This is a genomic window from Halalkaliarchaeum sp. AArc-GB, assembly GCF_031432225.1.
Taxonomy (GTDB): domain Archaea; phylum Halobacteriota; class Halobacteria; order Halobacteriales; family Haloferacaceae; genus Halalkaliarchaeum.
Genome location: NZ_JAVKGM010000001.1, coordinates 280,647 through 295,132 on the forward strand (window position 1 = coordinate 280,647; position 14,486 = coordinate 295,132).

Annotated in this window: 14 protein-coding genes; 6 read left to right on the forward strand and 8 right to left on the reverse strand. The window is 62.5% G+C overall.

The window, feature by feature from the left end; translation table 11 throughout:
* Window positions 1–6 precede the first annotated feature (6 nt).
* Window positions 7–204: a hypothetical protein gene (locus RH858_RS01500; protein WP_259533454.1), complete on the forward strand. Its 198-nt coding sequence runs from the start codon at window positions 7–9 to the stop codon at window positions 202–204.
* 63 nt (window positions 205–267) lie between these two features.
* Window positions 268–2,784 carry a DEAD/DEAH box helicase gene (locus RH858_RS01505; protein ID WP_310560990.1) on the forward strand — a complete coding sequence of 839 codons (2,517 nt, stop codon included), beginning with the start codon at window positions 268–270 and terminating at the stop codon, window positions 2,782–2,784.
* A gap of 76 nt (window positions 2,785–2,860) precedes the next feature.
* On the opposite strand, the gene panD is transcribed toward RH858_RS01505, so the two are convergent.
* Both panD and RH858_RS01515 read right to left on the reverse strand, forming a co-directional pair.
* Window positions 2,861–3,193, reverse strand: a complete 333-nt coding sequence (gene panD / locus RH858_RS01510) for an aspartate 1-decarboxylase (protein ID WP_259533457.1) — start codon at window positions 3,191–3,193, stop codon at window positions 2,861–2,863.
* Window positions 3,194–3,228: 35 nt separating this feature from the next.
* Complete coding sequence (locus RH858_RS01515; protein ID WP_259533458.1) at window positions 3,229–4,854, reverse strand: NAD-binding protein; 1,626 nt, start codon at window positions 4,852–4,854, stop codon at window positions 3,229–3,231.
* A gap of 137 nt (window positions 4,855–4,991) precedes the next feature.
* Between RH858_RS01515 and RH858_RS01520 the strand changes: the two genes are divergently transcribed.
* The 3 genes from RH858_RS01520 to RH858_RS01530 all read left to right on the forward strand — a co-directional run bounded on the left by RH858_RS01520 (window position 4,992) and on the right by RH858_RS01530 (window position 6,604).
* Window positions 4,992–5,546, forward strand: coding sequence for a hypothetical protein (locus RH858_RS01520; RefSeq protein WP_310560992.1), 555 nt, complete (start codon window positions 4,992–4,994; stop codon window positions 5,544–5,546).
* A 43-nt stretch (window positions 5,547–5,589) separates the two neighbouring features.
* Window positions 5,590–6,240: a transporter gene (locus RH858_RS01525; protein ID WP_310560993.1), complete on the forward strand. Its 651-nt coding sequence runs from the start codon at window positions 5,590–5,592 to the stop codon at window positions 6,238–6,240.
* Between the two features lie 118 nt (window positions 6,241–6,358).
* A complete protein-coding gene (locus RH858_RS01530) occupies window positions 6,359–6,604 on the forward strand; it encodes a hypothetical protein (RefSeq protein WP_259533461.1) in 246 nt (81 codons plus the stop codon).
* A 50-nt stretch (window positions 6,605–6,654) separates the two neighbouring features.
* Here RH858_RS01530 and RH858_RS01535 read toward each other — a convergent pair whose 3' ends face one another.
* Window positions 6,655–7,290, reverse strand: coding sequence for a phosphoribosyltransferase family protein (locus RH858_RS01535; protein WP_259533463.1), 636 nt, complete (start codon window positions 7,288–7,290; stop codon window positions 6,655–6,657).
* Between the two features lie 315 nt (window positions 7,291–7,605).
* Here RH858_RS01535 and RH858_RS01540 point away from each other — a divergent pair, with 315 nt between their 5' ends.
* Window positions 7,606–8,073 carry a DUF2267 domain-containing protein gene (locus RH858_RS01540; protein ID WP_310560995.1) on the forward strand — a complete coding sequence of 156 codons (468 nt, stop codon included), beginning with the start codon at window positions 7,606–7,608 and terminating at the stop codon, window positions 8,071–8,073.
* A gap of 36 nt (window positions 8,074–8,109) precedes the next feature.
* On the opposite strand, the gene RH858_RS01545 is transcribed toward RH858_RS01540, so the two are convergent.
* The 5 genes from RH858_RS01545 to RH858_RS01565 all read right to left on the reverse strand — a co-directional run bounded on the left by RH858_RS01545 (window position 8,110) and on the right by RH858_RS01565 (window position 14,460).
* Window positions 8,110–9,354, reverse strand: a complete 1,245-nt coding sequence (locus RH858_RS01545; RefSeq protein WP_259533465.1) for an MFS transporter — start codon at window positions 9,352–9,354, stop codon at window positions 8,110–8,112.
* A gap of 56 nt (window positions 9,355–9,410) precedes the next feature.
* On the reverse strand, window positions 9,411–11,426 hold the full coding sequence (locus tag RH858_RS01550; RefSeq protein ID WP_310560996.1) for a TRAP transporter fused permease subunit: 2,016 nt from the start codon (window positions 11,424–11,426) through the stop codon (window positions 9,411–9,413).
* Between the two features lie 85 nt (window positions 11,427–11,511).
* Window positions 11,512–12,561 carry a TAXI family TRAP transporter solute-binding subunit gene (locus RH858_RS01555; protein WP_310560998.1) on the reverse strand — a complete coding sequence of 350 codons (1,050 nt, stop codon included), beginning with the start codon at window positions 12,559–12,561 and terminating at the stop codon, window positions 11,512–11,514.
* A gap of 183 nt (window positions 12,562–12,744) precedes the next feature.
* On the reverse strand, window positions 12,745–13,929 hold the full coding sequence (locus tag RH858_RS01560) for an MFS transporter (RefSeq protein ID WP_310560999.1): 1,185 nt from the start codon (window positions 13,927–13,929) through the stop codon (window positions 12,745–12,747).
* 75 nt (window positions 13,930–14,004) lie between these two features.
* The gene (locus tag RH858_RS01565; protein WP_259533473.1) at window positions 14,005–14,460 is read right to left on the reverse strand and encodes a universal stress protein; all 456 of its coding nucleotides are present in this window, start codon (window positions 14,458–14,460) and stop codon (window positions 14,005–14,007) included.
* Window positions 14,461–14,486: the final 26 nt, after the last annotated feature.

Sequence of the window (14,486 nt, forward strand, 5' to 3'; positions counted from 1 at the left end):
ACGACCATGAATCAGCGTTCGCGCCGGTTGCGGCTCGCCGAATGGGCCGATCTCGTCGACGAGGAACTACCGGAACGGGCGCTCGAACGTCCCACGCTGTCGGCGTTCCCGGACGGCCATTCGGACAGCGAGGACGACGGGGACGGCCGAGACACCCGAAACCCCCGGGGGGACGGACGTGGACTGCACCGACGTTCGAGGTAGCCGCCGGTTCACTTCCGCCGCGCTTGGGGAACCCTTTTCGAGGAAGCCGCCATAGACCCGACGATGGCGGCCACCGAAGACGTCGCGTACGTGGAGCATCCCCTTTTGCCCCCCGGGCTCGTCGAGCGCCGCCGCTACCAGCTCGAACTGGCCGGCCAGGCGCGGTCCGAACACACCCTTGTCTGTCTGCCGACCGGTCTGGGAAAGACGACGGTGAGTTTGCTCGTGACCGCCGAGCGGCTCCACGAGCGCGGCGGGACCGCGCTGTTTCTCGCGCCGACGAAGCCGCTCGTGACACAGCACGCCGAGTTCTACCGCCAGGCACTCGAGATCCCCGACGACGAGATCGTGGTGTTCACCGGCGAGGTCAGTCCAGACGACCGCGGCGAGCTGTTCGAGCGCGCCCGGATCGTGATCGCAACGCCGCAGGTCATCGAAAACGACCTGGTCGGCAATCGGATCGACCTCGCGGACGTCACACACCTCACCTTCGACGAATGTCACCGGGCGACCGGCGACTACTCGTACGTGTACATCGCCGAGCGGTACCACGCCGACGCCGACGATCCCCTGGTCACGGCGATGTCGGCATCCCCCGGCGGCGACGGCGAGGAGATTCGGACGGTCTGTGAGAACCTCGGCGTCGGGAACGTGGCGGTGATGACCGAGGAGGACGCGGACGTCGACGAGTACACACACGACACGGACGTCGAGTGGATCGAAGTGGAGCTCCCGGAGACGGTGATCGAGATCCGGGACGCGCTCAACGAGGTGATCGAAGACCGGCTGGAGAAGCTGAAGTCGCTCGGGGTGACGGAGTCGACCTCCCCGGACCTCTCACAGAAGCAGCTCAACCGGATGCGGGGGAAGCTCCAGAAGATGATGGACGCCGACCAGTCGGAAGGCTACAAGGGGATCTCCACGCACGCAGAGGTGATGAAGCTCCGTCGGGCGGTCGAACTCGTCGAGACGCAAAGCGTCGACGCCTTATGTCGGTACTTCGAGCGCCAGCGACAGGCCGCCCGTTCGTCGGGCGCCTCGAAGGCGAGCCAGCGTCTCGTCTCGGAGCCGAAAGTGAGGGAGGCGATGCGGAAGGCCGAGTCGTTCGACGGCACCCACCCGAAGTTCTCCCGGACGCGCATTCTGCTGGCCGAAACCCTGGGCATCGGCGGTGGGGAGCGCGTCATCGTGTTTACAGAGTCACGCGACACAGCGGAGGCGCTTACGGAGTTCCTCGGGGAACATTTCGACGTCCACCGGTTCGTCGGACAGGGCGACAAGGAGGGCTCGGACGGCATGACGCAGACCCAGCAGGCCGAGACGCTTTCGGCGTTCCGGAACGGGGAGTTCGAGGTTCTCGTCTCGACGTCGGTCGCCGAGGAAGGGCTGGACGTCCCGGAGGTTGACCTCGTGTTGTTCTTCGAGCCAGTCCCGACGGCGATCCGGTCGATCCAGCGGAAGGGTCGCACTGGACGGCAGGCAGCCGGGCGCGTGGTCGTGTTGATGGCGAAGGACACCCGCGACGAGGCGTTCTTCTGGATCGCCCGGCGGCGGGAACAGCGGATGGAATCGGAACTCCGGGAGCTCAAGGAGTCGGCCAACGAGATTCAAAAGGAGCTTCCGGGCGAGGGCGGAAACGACGGCGATAATGGCGACGACGACGGCGGCAATGGCGACGACGACGGCGGCAACGGCGACGAACACGTGGGCAAGGAAGCCGAGGGCGACTACGACGGGGACAGGCAGCCTGGACTCTCCGATTTCACAACCGGGTCGGGAACGCCAGCGGACAGTAGCGACGGCGAAACACCCGAAGACGGAGCCACCGGAGACGACAACGACGAGGAACGCGGTAGCGCCAGTGCGGACAGCAGTGGCGGTGCGGGCGAGGAGGACGGAATCGTCGCGACCGCCGAGCGCGACGACGGGGTCGAAATCGTCATCGACCAGCGCGAACTCGACTCTCACATCGCCCGGGACCTCTCGACTCGCGAGGGGATCCACACCCGGCTGGAGACGCTGTCGGTGGGCGATTACGTGCTGTCGGACCGGGTCGCCGTCGAGCGGAAGTCAGTCGACGACTTCCTCGATACGTTGACGGGCGGCGACCGGTCGCTGTTCGACCAGGCCGGCGACCTGGCTCGCAACTACTCGCGACCGGTGGTGATATTGGAGGGCGAGACCGACCTGTACGGAGCGCGCAACGTCCATCCCAACGCGATCCGGGGGGCGCTCGCGAGTCTGGCGATCGATTTCGACGTGAGCGTGCTCCGGACCGAGGACGCCGAGGGGACGGCAAACATGCTCGAGACGATCGCCAGGCGGGAACAGGAGGACCGCGACCGTGCTGTAAGCGTCCACGGGGAGAAGGGGAGCAAAACGCTTCCCGAACAGCAGGAGTACGTCGTCTCCGCGATCGCCGACATCGGTCCGATCACGGCCAGGGGACTGCTGGAGGCGTTCGGCAGCGTCGAAGCCGTGATGACTGCAGAGAAAGACGACCTCCGTGAGGTCGACGGCGTCGGCGAGGTCACGGCAGACAGGATTCGGGAGGTCGTCGCGAGCGAGTACGTCCGGTGAGCTGTGCCGGACCGTCGAACCGGACTACTCGGTCGGTTCGTCGAGCTTGACTACTCGGTCGGTTCGACGGGCTTGACTACTCGACCGGATCGTTGGTCTCGTCGAGCCTGACGACCGTCGGGTCAGGAATCTCGTCGTCGTACAGGCCGTACGCCATTATGATGACCCGATCGCCGACCGCAGCCAGCCGGGCGGCCGCGCCGTTGAGACAGACCTCGCCGGCGTCGCCGGGGATCGTGTACGTCTCGAACCGCTCGCCGTTGTCGACGTTCACGACCTGCACCTTCTCGTGTACCGCGATGTCGGCCGCCTCCAGCAGCGACCGATCGATCGTGATACTCCCCTCGTACTCCTTTTCAGTCTGTGTCACCCGAGCGTGGTGGAGTTTCGCCCGCAGTCCCTGGCGCATTGTCGGCGCAACGCTGGACGGGGGGATAATTCCTGTTATTCGTCGGTTACCACGTGGGGTTCGATTTCGTCGATCATCGGATCCGTCCCGGCGACCAGCAGGTGATCCCCCTCCTCGAGTTCGAAGTGGGGGGAAACGTCGGGGTCAAGTTCCCCGTTGCGCTCCACCGCGATCACCAGCCGACCCGAGTCGCCGATTTCCGTTTCAGCGATTGTGCGTCCGACGAACTCGTCTGCCTCGATCCTGACGACCTTCATCTGTCTGTCGTAGGAAAGTATCTGCTCCCTGAGAACCTCGAGTGCGAGTATCCGCCCGCTTATTTCCGGAAGGCTCAAAACGTAATCTGCGCCGGCGCGGCGGACCTTGGTCGCGTTCGCCGGATCTGCGATACGCACGAGCGTGTCCAGGTCCGAGGATAGCTCCGTAGCCAAAAGCGTCGCGAGAATCGTCTCGTCGTCGTCAGCAATTGCCAGGACCAGCACGGTCGACTCTTCGATTCCGGCGCGTCGAAGCGTCTCCTCGTCGGTGACGTCACCGATAACGTCGACTCCCTCGAGATCCGCTCGGTCGATAACCGTACACTCGATCCTGAACTCGTCGAGTTCCTCGACGATGGTAGCGCCAACTTCTCCATACCCTGCGACGATGGCCTTCGCGTCCATCGGACGGCCCCGGTAGGTCTCCTCTTCAATCTCCCGGAGCGCGTCGGTGGGACCGGCGACGAGCAGGACGGTGTCCTCGTCGACGACGGTATCGGGAGCCGGTTCGTCGAGGAACTCACCCTCCGTCCAGAGCCCGAGGATCCTGACGTCGGCATCGAGATCAGTGTCGATCGACTCGATCGATTCCCCACAGATCGGGCTGTCCTCGAACACGGACAGTTCGAGCAGACACAGGTCCTCCCCCAGTGAGATTCTGTCGCTGGCGCCCGACCGCGTTTCCGCCCGGATCCGTTCTGCGATCCGCTTGCCGAGGAGGTGCCGCGGCGTCATGACTGTGTCAGCTCCGGCGTACCGGAGGTACTGTTCGTACCCGATGTCGCTCACGAGAACGATCGTTCGCACGTCCTCGTTGACTTCCCTGACGGCGAGTACTGCGCTTGCTGTCCGTTCGTCAACGGTGTCGACGACGACTGACCGCGCCCTGTTGACGCCCGCGCGCTCCAGCGACTCTGCGGAGGTCGGGTCGCCGTGAACAACGGTGATCCCTCGACCGTGGAGTTCGAGCGCACGCTCTTCGTCGGGTTCGAGGAGCACGTAGTCGGTACCGCGCGCTTCGAGTTCGTCCACCAACCGTTCGCCCTGCTGCACTGCACCGGAGATTACCACGTGCCCCGAGAGAGCAGTCTCCGCGGGAACCTCCGGCGACAGCGCCTCCTCGAGCACCGGGCGAAAGACGTACGGGACGACGATGAACAAGATGAGGAACGTCGATAGATCCATCAGCGAGACGAAGACGTTCGCCACGGGGGAGTCCCACGGGGAGTCCGAACCGTAGCCAGTCCCGGTGTAGGTCTCGATGACCACCTGCAGCGAGTGGAGATACGTCGGTGATTCGCCCTCGAACGAGACCATGATGTAGTGGTATAGCACCGACGTAACGAGGATCAGCACGATGACGGCGACGATCGTTTTCGCCGCTCGGCGCTTCCAGAGCTCCATAGCTGGACGGTCACACGCCCGGGGCAAGAAACTATCCGGGGGTTTTGGGCGAGTTCAATCCCGCTTAATTCGGTCAAATCCGCCTTGAGGGCCTCGACTACCTATAAGCTACCAGGCCTTCCGAACAGACTGCGATCATGAACCTAGATTCGACGACCCTCCGAAAGGCGATCGGCCGCACCGAAGTCAGATCTGCGAGCAAGCTCCTGCTTTCGGCTGCGGCACTGTTGTTCGTCCTGTATCTGGTGACGCTTCTGCCCGGAGTCGACCGACTCGTGCCACAGACGCCCGTGACGTTCGCGGCAGTCGTAACCGCGATCGCGACCGTCGCCGTCGTCGGGCTGCTCGTGTACTCCGCCCCGAAGCTCGCCTCGCTCGTTCGGTTGGCTTTCGATGGCCCGCGCGAGGTAGTCGAGAACGTCGCGTCCGTCGTCCACTGGGTCGTGGTGTTGGCCGCAATCCTCGTGGCACACAGCGGGCTGGCCGGGATCGCGACTCCACTGTTCGACGACTTCGGGTGGGTGTACGACGCGATGTTCCTGCTCGTTGCGTTCCCGGTGCTCGTCGTCATCGTGGGCCGCCTCTACGTCGGACTCGACCCGAGTGCCGACCTCATCGCCGACAAGATTGTCGGCGAGGGAACCGGATCAGCCGACAGCAGCGGTGACGAGCCGACCGACCAAACGAAGTGAGCCGAGATCGAACGATACGAACGACCCCGCCATATCCGATACCATGAGTCAAAACAGATCCTCCGACGACAACGCGGAAGAACATACTCGAACAGAAACTCACGAGAGGGGCCCGGCTACCGGTTCCGACTCCGGCGTCGGCGGCGTTCCGATCGTCGAGGGGGCCGCGGCTGGCCTCCTCGCGTGGCTGCTCGGCTATCTCGCCACGTATCTCGTGGTTTCACCGGGCGTACGGGATTCGCCGTTGAACCAGATTATCGAGGCGCTCGACGGCGAACCCGCGACCTACGAGATGGTCGGGTGGGTGTTTTACAACGCCCACTTCGTGAACACCGTCTTCAGTGATCTGCCCTTCGTCGGTAGCCACACCACCTCCTACATCGGCGGCGAGGAGGGCTTTGCTGTCCTGCTGTACGTGGTCCCGATCGTCCTGCTGTTGCTTGCAGGGTTGGCCGTCGGCTACTATCGGGGCGCGTCGGATCCGACCGACGGGGCGATCGCCGGAGTGACCGTTGTGATCGGCTACCTGGTGCTATCGGTCGCAGGGCTGTTCCTCTTTGAAATCACCGTCGGCGGCGCCAGCGCTGCACCCGATCGGCTGGCGGGCGTCGTCCTCGCGGGGATCGTCTATCCACTGGTGTTCGCGGGGGCCGGCGGGGCAGCGTCGACGCTGTTTGAACGCGACGGTTCGTGATCGAGACGACCATCCGACGACTCTCTCTTGCTCCGTCGTTGTCGAAGCGACGCTATTCCGGCAGCGCGAGAATTGACAGCAGTTTGTTACCGTTCGGCACCGTCTCTCCAGACGGGGAATGGTCGACTACTACGACAAACTCCTCGCGGCCGTTCCGGCCGTACTGGCCCTCGGTGCCCTCGCGGGTCTCCTCGGGCCCCTGGCGTTCCATCAGGGGCTCGCACTCGGAAGTCTCGCATCGTCGATTTTACTGTACGAAGCGATCCTTCGCAATCCGCCGATCGAGCCGACGGCGGCCGACGTCACGGCGTCGACGATAACTGGACTGGGCTGGGTACTTTCGCTCCTGCTGTATCTCTTTTGAGTCACCCGCTCTCCGTCCGAATCGACGGCGATGAGGGGAGTGTCCGAAAGCTACTCGAGGTACGCCATCGCTTCCTCGTCGGACACCTGATCGAACCGTCGGTAGAACCCGCCGACACCCATAAAATATTCCGGGCTCTCCAGACAGACCACCTCGTCGGTAATCCGCACGAGTTCCTCGATCGTCTCGGGTGGCCCGACCGGTACGGCGAGGACGATCCGTTCGGCTTGAGCGTTTCGCAGTTGTTCGATACACGCACGGGCGGTCGAGCCCGTTGCTACCCCGTCGTCTACCAGGACGACCCGCTTTCCGGCAACCGCCGGTTCGGGTCCCCCCTCGCGGTATCGCTCGGCTTTTCGCCGCGCGTTTTCCGCTTCCTCCTCCCGCTTCCGCTGGAAGTACTCCTCGTCGATCTCGCGTCCCCGGAACGCTTCCTCGTTGCGCCAGACGCTCCCGTCACTCGCGACCGCGCCGATGGCATACTCCGGGTTCCCGGGTGCGCCGATCTTCTTGGCGACGACGACGTCGAGTGGCACTCCCAGTTCGTCGGCGACCGCCCGCCCCAGCGGCAAGCCTCCCCGCGGGATTGCGAGGACAAGGTCGGCCTCGACCTCGCGCTCGCGGAGTTTCGCCGCGAGACGCTCGCCCGCATCCGTTCGATCCTGGAATGGAGTCTGCCCGGACATATCTAATGGTTAGTCCCGTGACACCATGTACCGATCGAAGGTTCCCGACAAACGGGAATACGGAGAGTCGCAAGCGACGTCGAAGTTTCCGAATCGACGTGACGGCAGGTTTTCATCGGCAACTCGTTCGAGATGAGTTGACAACCGACCCCGGACGGCATAACTTAAGGGTGGATGACATGGAGTACATAGGGACGATGGACGAGATGGTGGTGCGTGCGTAGCCGGCTCAGAATTCGGCGGTAGTGACCCCGTTCCCAACCTGCAAGAACCCACACCTAAATTAATGATAGTTCCGGGATTTCTATCAATTGTATGAACTTCGATGAATTCACCGGGACAGTACAACACAGGCTCGAACTCCCGGACACGGGACGTGCAGTGCGCGCGATCCGGGCGACGCTGATGACGCTGGGTTCTCGGATCCCGGAGGAGAACGCCGAGGACCTGGCAGCTTCGCTGCCGATGGAGATCAAGTGGTACCTGACCGGTGCTGTAGAGGAACACGGCCAGCGGTTCGACTGGCGGGAGTTCATCGACCGGGTAAGCGAGATCGAAAACGTCGACCCGCCCGAAGCCGCCCACCACGCGAGAATCGTCGTCGACCTCGTCCACTCGGAGATACCGACATCCGACTTTCGGCAGCTCCGGGACATGCTGCCGGAAAGCGAGGACGACGAAAACTGGCGGAAGCTGTTCGAGATAGTCGACGCTGGCGGGTGGAGCAACGCCCACGAGGCCCAGACCGGCGGCGGGCCGCAGCCCGAGACCGATTCCGAGTGATTCGGTGTCCACTCGGTTTGGCCACTGGAGGAACGTTCACCGGTCGATGCGTCGGACGGCGAACGCGAGAGCCGACCCGCTTCCCGCGATCACTGCGAGCACCACGAACAGAACGCCGACGTCGGCGTACGTCAGTACAGTTCCGGCCAGTCCGGCCCCGAGAGCGCCGACACCGAAGATGGCCAGGAACGTGTAGCCGAAGGAAAGCCCCCGCGTTTCCTGTGAGGAGTAGCTCGCGACTGTGGCCTGCTGGAGCGGCTGGATCGTAAACAGTGCGATCCCGAGAAACAGTGCGACCGCAAGGAACGGCAGCAATCCGACGGCGACTGCGGGGACGAAAAGCACCGCCAGGACGGCAAGCACCCCCAGTGCAGTCGAGAGAGCCCGGACGGGGTCGAACCGATCGGCGAGCCGTCCCCCGAGATACTGCCCGACGACGCCGACCATCAGGATCGCCACGTAGAGATACCTCGAGACGTCGAACTCCTCGGCATACTGGCTCCCCTCCGAGAACAGCTGGATATCGACTAGTCCGCCGAGCAGATCCGAGAGGAGATCCGGCAGGAACGTGAGAAATGCCCGGTAGTAGAGACCGCTCAACAGGACGACCACGAAGACAAGCGAGAACGCGACTGTGAAAAGCGCCCGCGTGTTGGTCGTAATCGCGGTCACGGTGAGTTGCCCCTTCGTTTCACCGTCGTCTACCGTCTTTGTATGGTCGATGCCGGCAGTCTCGTCCAGATCGACGGCAAGGCCGTAGGTGACGACCAGGACGGTCGGCACAGCAAGTGCCAAAGCGACCGTCCGCCAGCCGAACTGTAAGAGCAACAGCACGGTGACCAGCGGACCGAGGCCGATACCCAGATTGCCACCGATCCCGTGGTAGCCGTACGCCACTCCCGGACTCGAAACACCCTTCGAGATGAGCGAGAGACCTGCCGGATGGTAGACGGAGGCCGCCACCCCCCACAGGGCGATCGCCACCGCGAGCGTGAGAAACGTCGGAGACGCGCTCGCGAGGACGAACGACGCCGCCATCCCGAGAAGCGAGGCGACGATCAACGGCTTCGATCCGAACTGGTCTACGAGGATACCTCCCGGTAACGCACCGACGCCGAACAGCCCGTATCCGAGCGTGACGACCACCCCCAGAACGGCCGCAGTCACGGAAAACTCGACGAGCCAGATCGTCATCAGGATCGGAATCGACAGCTCGTAGGTGTGAACGAGGCCGTGTGATCCGGCAGTGAACAAAACGATTCGGCGGTCGTTCTGGTTCATTCAGTGAGATACCTGGAGGACAGCCACGGAGAGTGATCGAAATCCGGGCGAGTCAGCTACTGTTCCTCCGGAACCGTTCGACGGCCGTTGATGTATCCGAGGAGGTTCCTGAAGAAAGATCGGAACGCGCCGACGGGATCGGGCTTGCCTTTGAACGCCTGGAGCAGGTAAAGCAGAGCGATCGCTGCAACTGCACCGAGCTGTACGACGAGATTCGGGAACACCATCGCCACGATGCCCAGTGCGAAAAACACCGCGCGGGCGGCGTAAGTCACCGTGCGGTCGAACGAAAACCGGTAGTTGATCCCGTGAATGATCGACAGCGCGCCGATCAGGGCGAGCACGCCGATGCTGTACGTCGTCGCGTCGAAGGTCCCGGAGACGATCTCGGGGTGGTAGACGAACGTGAACGGGAGGATGTACAGCGGCGCAGAGATCTTGAGCCCCTCCCAGATCGTCTCCCAGAAGTCAGCGCCAGCAATTCCACACGCCACCGCAGCACACGTCGCAATCGGCGGAGTAAGCCCCGCGAGGATCGCCGCGTAGAACACGAAGTAATGGGAAGCCAGGTGAGGGATGTCGAACTGGTTGATCAGCGTCGGCGCTACGAGCAACGCGACCACGGTGTACGCCGCCGTGGTCGGCATGCCCAACCCGAGCAGGATACAGATCGCCATCGAGAGGATTACCGCGACGATCATGATCCCACCAGAGAGATCCAAAAGCGCAAGCGACACGGCGGTCGGCACGCCGGTAGCCATCAGGATGTCGACGACGCCGTTGATCGCCGCGAGGATGATCGCGACCGGAGCGAGCACGACGACGCCTTCGCGGGACCCTTCGATCGTCTGGTCGATGACGGTTCTGATCTCCCCGGAGATACTTCGTCGATCGTAGGCTGCCTTCGCAACGGGAATCGTTGTGCCAGTGATGATCATCGACACCGACGTCCACAGCGCGCCGGTCATCACCGTGTACTGCAGGACGCCGAGGACGTAGATGAGAACGACGAGTGGAATACCGTACTTGAGCGTCTCCAGAACGATCTCTACGGCAGTCTTCTTGTCCTCGAAGAAGTCGTCCATCGACGGGTCCTCGATCTGTGGGGCAGCGATGTAGTGGACCGCGACCACGACGGAGACGACGAGGATCGCAGCCGGGATCAGGCCGGCGATGACGACGTCGATGTACGTGACGCCCGTGATCAACGACGCCATAATGAACGCGCCAGCACCCATGACGGGCGGCAGGACCTGTCCCGACGTCGAGGCAACCGACTCGATTCCGCCGGCAGTTTTCGGCTCGACGCCGTTCTCTATCATCATCGGGATCGTGAACGAGCCGGTCATTCCGGCGTTTGCGGTCTGGCTCCCATTGACCGAACCGATGACCGCACTCGCGATCACTGCCGTCTGGGCGACGCCGGAAGAGACGTACTTCGCCGACCTGACTGCGAGTCTGAGGATCAGGTCGAACGCCCCGTACGCCTTGAGCAGACCGGCGTACAACAGGAACAGCGCGATCCACGCGGCAACCAGCCGGTTCAAGAACCCGTAAAACCCCTCGACTTCGAGGACGAGGAGACGGAGCATCCGACCCCAGGAGATCCCCCCGTGACCGAGAACGCCGGGAATGTACTGGCCGAACAGCCCGTAGCCGATCCCGGCGAGCAGGACGACGAGGAACGTCATCCCGAACGACCGCCAGGTGAGGTAGATCATCGCCAGGGTGAACGCGACCGCGAGTGCGAGTTGGAGATCGGTTGCCCTCCCCCGCTGTTCGACGAACAACATCTGGAAGTTCTGGACAATGTAGACCGTGGTGACCAGAACGATTATCGCAGAAATGCCGAGCAGGATCGCAGACAGGTAGTCGTCCTCCTCGAAGACGTCCATGTACTCGTGGACGATGTACAAAAGGAGGATTCCGCCAAGAAACATGACGCCGTACAGCGCGCGTTCGATGAGCTGTGTGTACGCGTAAAATATGACGACGGCCCACAGCAGGATCGAACCGTACGTCAGTATGAACTCGAGTACGTTTTGATTGCGATCGGTGTTGAGAGTTTTCATTCGAACTTATTTGGAAGCGGCGTGTCCGCCGATGTGTCATCGAGCGAACGATACTGACGTTCGACGCCCTTCGACGCGACGCTGTCTAGACTTCACCACGGATCCACGAGTCGTCCCAGACGCCGTGCTCCTCGAAGAAGTCTGCCACACCCGGATGAATTTCGAGGTCAGCGATGACGGCGTCGGTCATACTCTCGGGAGTGTGATCGAGCGTCGTCGGGTCGGACTCCCGGATCGTGTCGTCGTGTTCGACCGCGAGTCGGCAGAGCTCGTAGGTCGCATCCGCCGAGATATCCGGTCCGAACGCCCACTGACCCGCCAGTGCCCAGCTCGTCACGGTGTCCGTTCGGCTCGTGACCGCCTCCTGGTTGAGCCAGCCGTACGGTTCGAACTCCGTCTTCAGCGCGCCCGGGGTGTTGTCGATCGCCTCCTCGAACGTGTCGTGGATCGGAATCGCGTACAGTTCGCCCTCCGCCCTGGCGTCGACCTCCTGGGCCCAGCCCGTGAGGTCGACCCCGTTGGCGCCGTAGACGACCATCGCGTCGATCCGCCCCTCTTCGACCGCGCCGGCGATGTCGCCCGTGTCCAGGTTGTTGATGTCGTTTTGCTCCCACAATCCCGCGCGTTCGATGACCTCCTGTGTCAACAGCCGTGTCCCGAACCCGGGCTGAATCGGATAGATCGTGTACCCGCCATCCTCGATGTCCTGTGTGGACTCGATGCCGGACCCCTCGATGGCCATCCAGTACATCTCTAGGCTCGTGAAAATGAACCCCTGCATCGGAAGCGTGTCTACCGGTTCGTCCTCGAATGGCCCTTCACCCGCCATGGCCTTTGCAAGCGAGTTGTTGTCGACTCCCATCGCGGGAATGTCTCCACCTTCGAACTCGTAGAGGTTCGCCGTCCATCCCCCCGTCTCCTGCGGGTCGACGCGGACAGTTTCGCTGTGCTGGTTTGCGGCCCTCGCGAGCGCCTGTGCGGCCGCTTGCGTCGAGCTTCCGGTCGACGTGGCACCGATCGTGACGACTTCCTCACCGTCCCCGAGGCAACCCGCGATACCTGTGGCCCCAACTGCACTAGCTGCTCCAATCGTTTTTAAAACGTCACGCCGTGATTGGTTGTTATTCACTACCATTACCTAATAGCTAACTCACCAATATTTAAATCTATTTATCGCATGGTTACATTCGTGTACAATTATTTTCGTTGTGAGCGAATGTTCTTGAAAAAGTAAATATTGCGGAATGGTTGGCGAAAGGCGTTTGATAGTTTAGATGAAGTAACCACCGTCGGTTTCTTTCAGAGGCGCCTCGAGAGCTCAGTAGCGTCGCAACAGCGCAAACAGCAGGAGAAAGGAGGCGAACGTCGCCAGCGCGAGCATCGTCCACGCCTCGCTGTAACCGCGGACGTCGACGAGAAATCCGAACGTCGTCGGGGCGACGAGCGCCCCGGAGTTGAGCGCGATCTGCCCGCCTGCAGTCGCACTCCCCATCTGCTCGGTCGGAACGAGCGATCCGATACACGAGTAGTAGATGCCGGTGAATCCCAGCACGAACGTTCCGAGCAACGAGAAGGCAAACAGTGTGACGAGCGGCGACTCGACACGTGTTACGGCGAGGAAAAGCAGGGTCGAAGCTCCCGCCTGCACCACGAGGATCCGCAGCGTCGACGTCGTAAGCGGGGCCGAAAGTCGATCGGCAAGCCAGCCGAATCCGACCCGGCCGACGCTGCCGAACACCTGAGCGAACGCGAGCGTGACTCCGGCGAACACCACGCTTGCGCCGACGGACTCGTCGACGTAGAGGATCGTGTACCCGACTGTCGTAAAAAGCGCGGCGCCGAGGAAAAAGCCCGCACCGGTCACCACGAGATACGAGGGATTGCGAAAGTGTGTTCGGATCCCGTGTCGACTGCCGCCGTCCCCGCCACCGCCCTCCTCGTACGTCCAGTAAAAAAGGACGCCGACCACTGCGGCGGCCACTGACGCGAGCAAAAATCCGACTTCCCATCCGAAGCGGGTCGCTCCGAACCACGGGATAAGGATCGCGCTGATCCCACTTCCTGCGGTTACGCCGACCTGTTTTATCCCCATCGCGAGGTTGAGTCGCTCCGTCGGGATGGCATTGAACACCGCCTTGTTCGTCCCTGGCATCGCTGTCGCGTAAAACGCTCCGAGGACAAACACGACGAAAAGCAACCCGAGGTACGTCGGGGCAACCGTCACGGCGGCCGCCGCGAGACCGAGTCCGAAGAGTCCGACGACGAGCATCAATCCCTCCCCGTACTCGTCGACCAGCGAACCCACCGGGAACAAAAACACTGTGTAGCCGAGAGTCAACGTCGTCAACATCACTCCGACCAGGGTCGCGGACACGAGAAACTCGTCCCTGACGAACGGAGTCACCGCGTAAATAGTGTAAAAACACACGCTGGCCGTGACCTGCCACAGCAGAATGAGGACGGTGTTTACTTTCCACCCGCGAGAGGTCGATTCACTGGTCATTTGTTGGCTACGGCTCCGGAACCGCGCTGTGGCGAGTGCGGAGGAAACGAGGTTCCGCCTCCATCGAAGCCGCGGTCACTGCTCGGTTCTCGGCTCCGGCGCGACTGTCACCGGGCAGTCGCTATCGAGGATGACCGACTGGGTGACGCTCCCGAACAGGACTTTTCCGACCGGCGACCGCCGACGAGCACCGAGAACGATCGTGTCGACCTGGAATTCGTCTGCGAGTTCGAGGATTGCTGTGGCCGGATCACCGGTGACGCTGTGGACGTCCGCGTCGACGCCAGCCTCCCGTAGTCGATCGACGAAAGTTGCTGTCGAGTCCGGGAGCCCCTGCAGGTTCTGGAGGTTTTCGTTTATGGCGTCGATGTACGCCGTTCCCGCCTCGTCTGCAGGGGCGTCGATCTCCTCGTGAACGTACAGAACCTCTACCTGTAGGTCGTCCATCTCCGCTGCGAGGTCGAGAACCGCCTCGGCCTGTGCTCCGGCACGGGTCTCGTCTACGTCTACCGGCACGAGCATTCGATACATGCTCATTTCTCTACTGTCATGATATA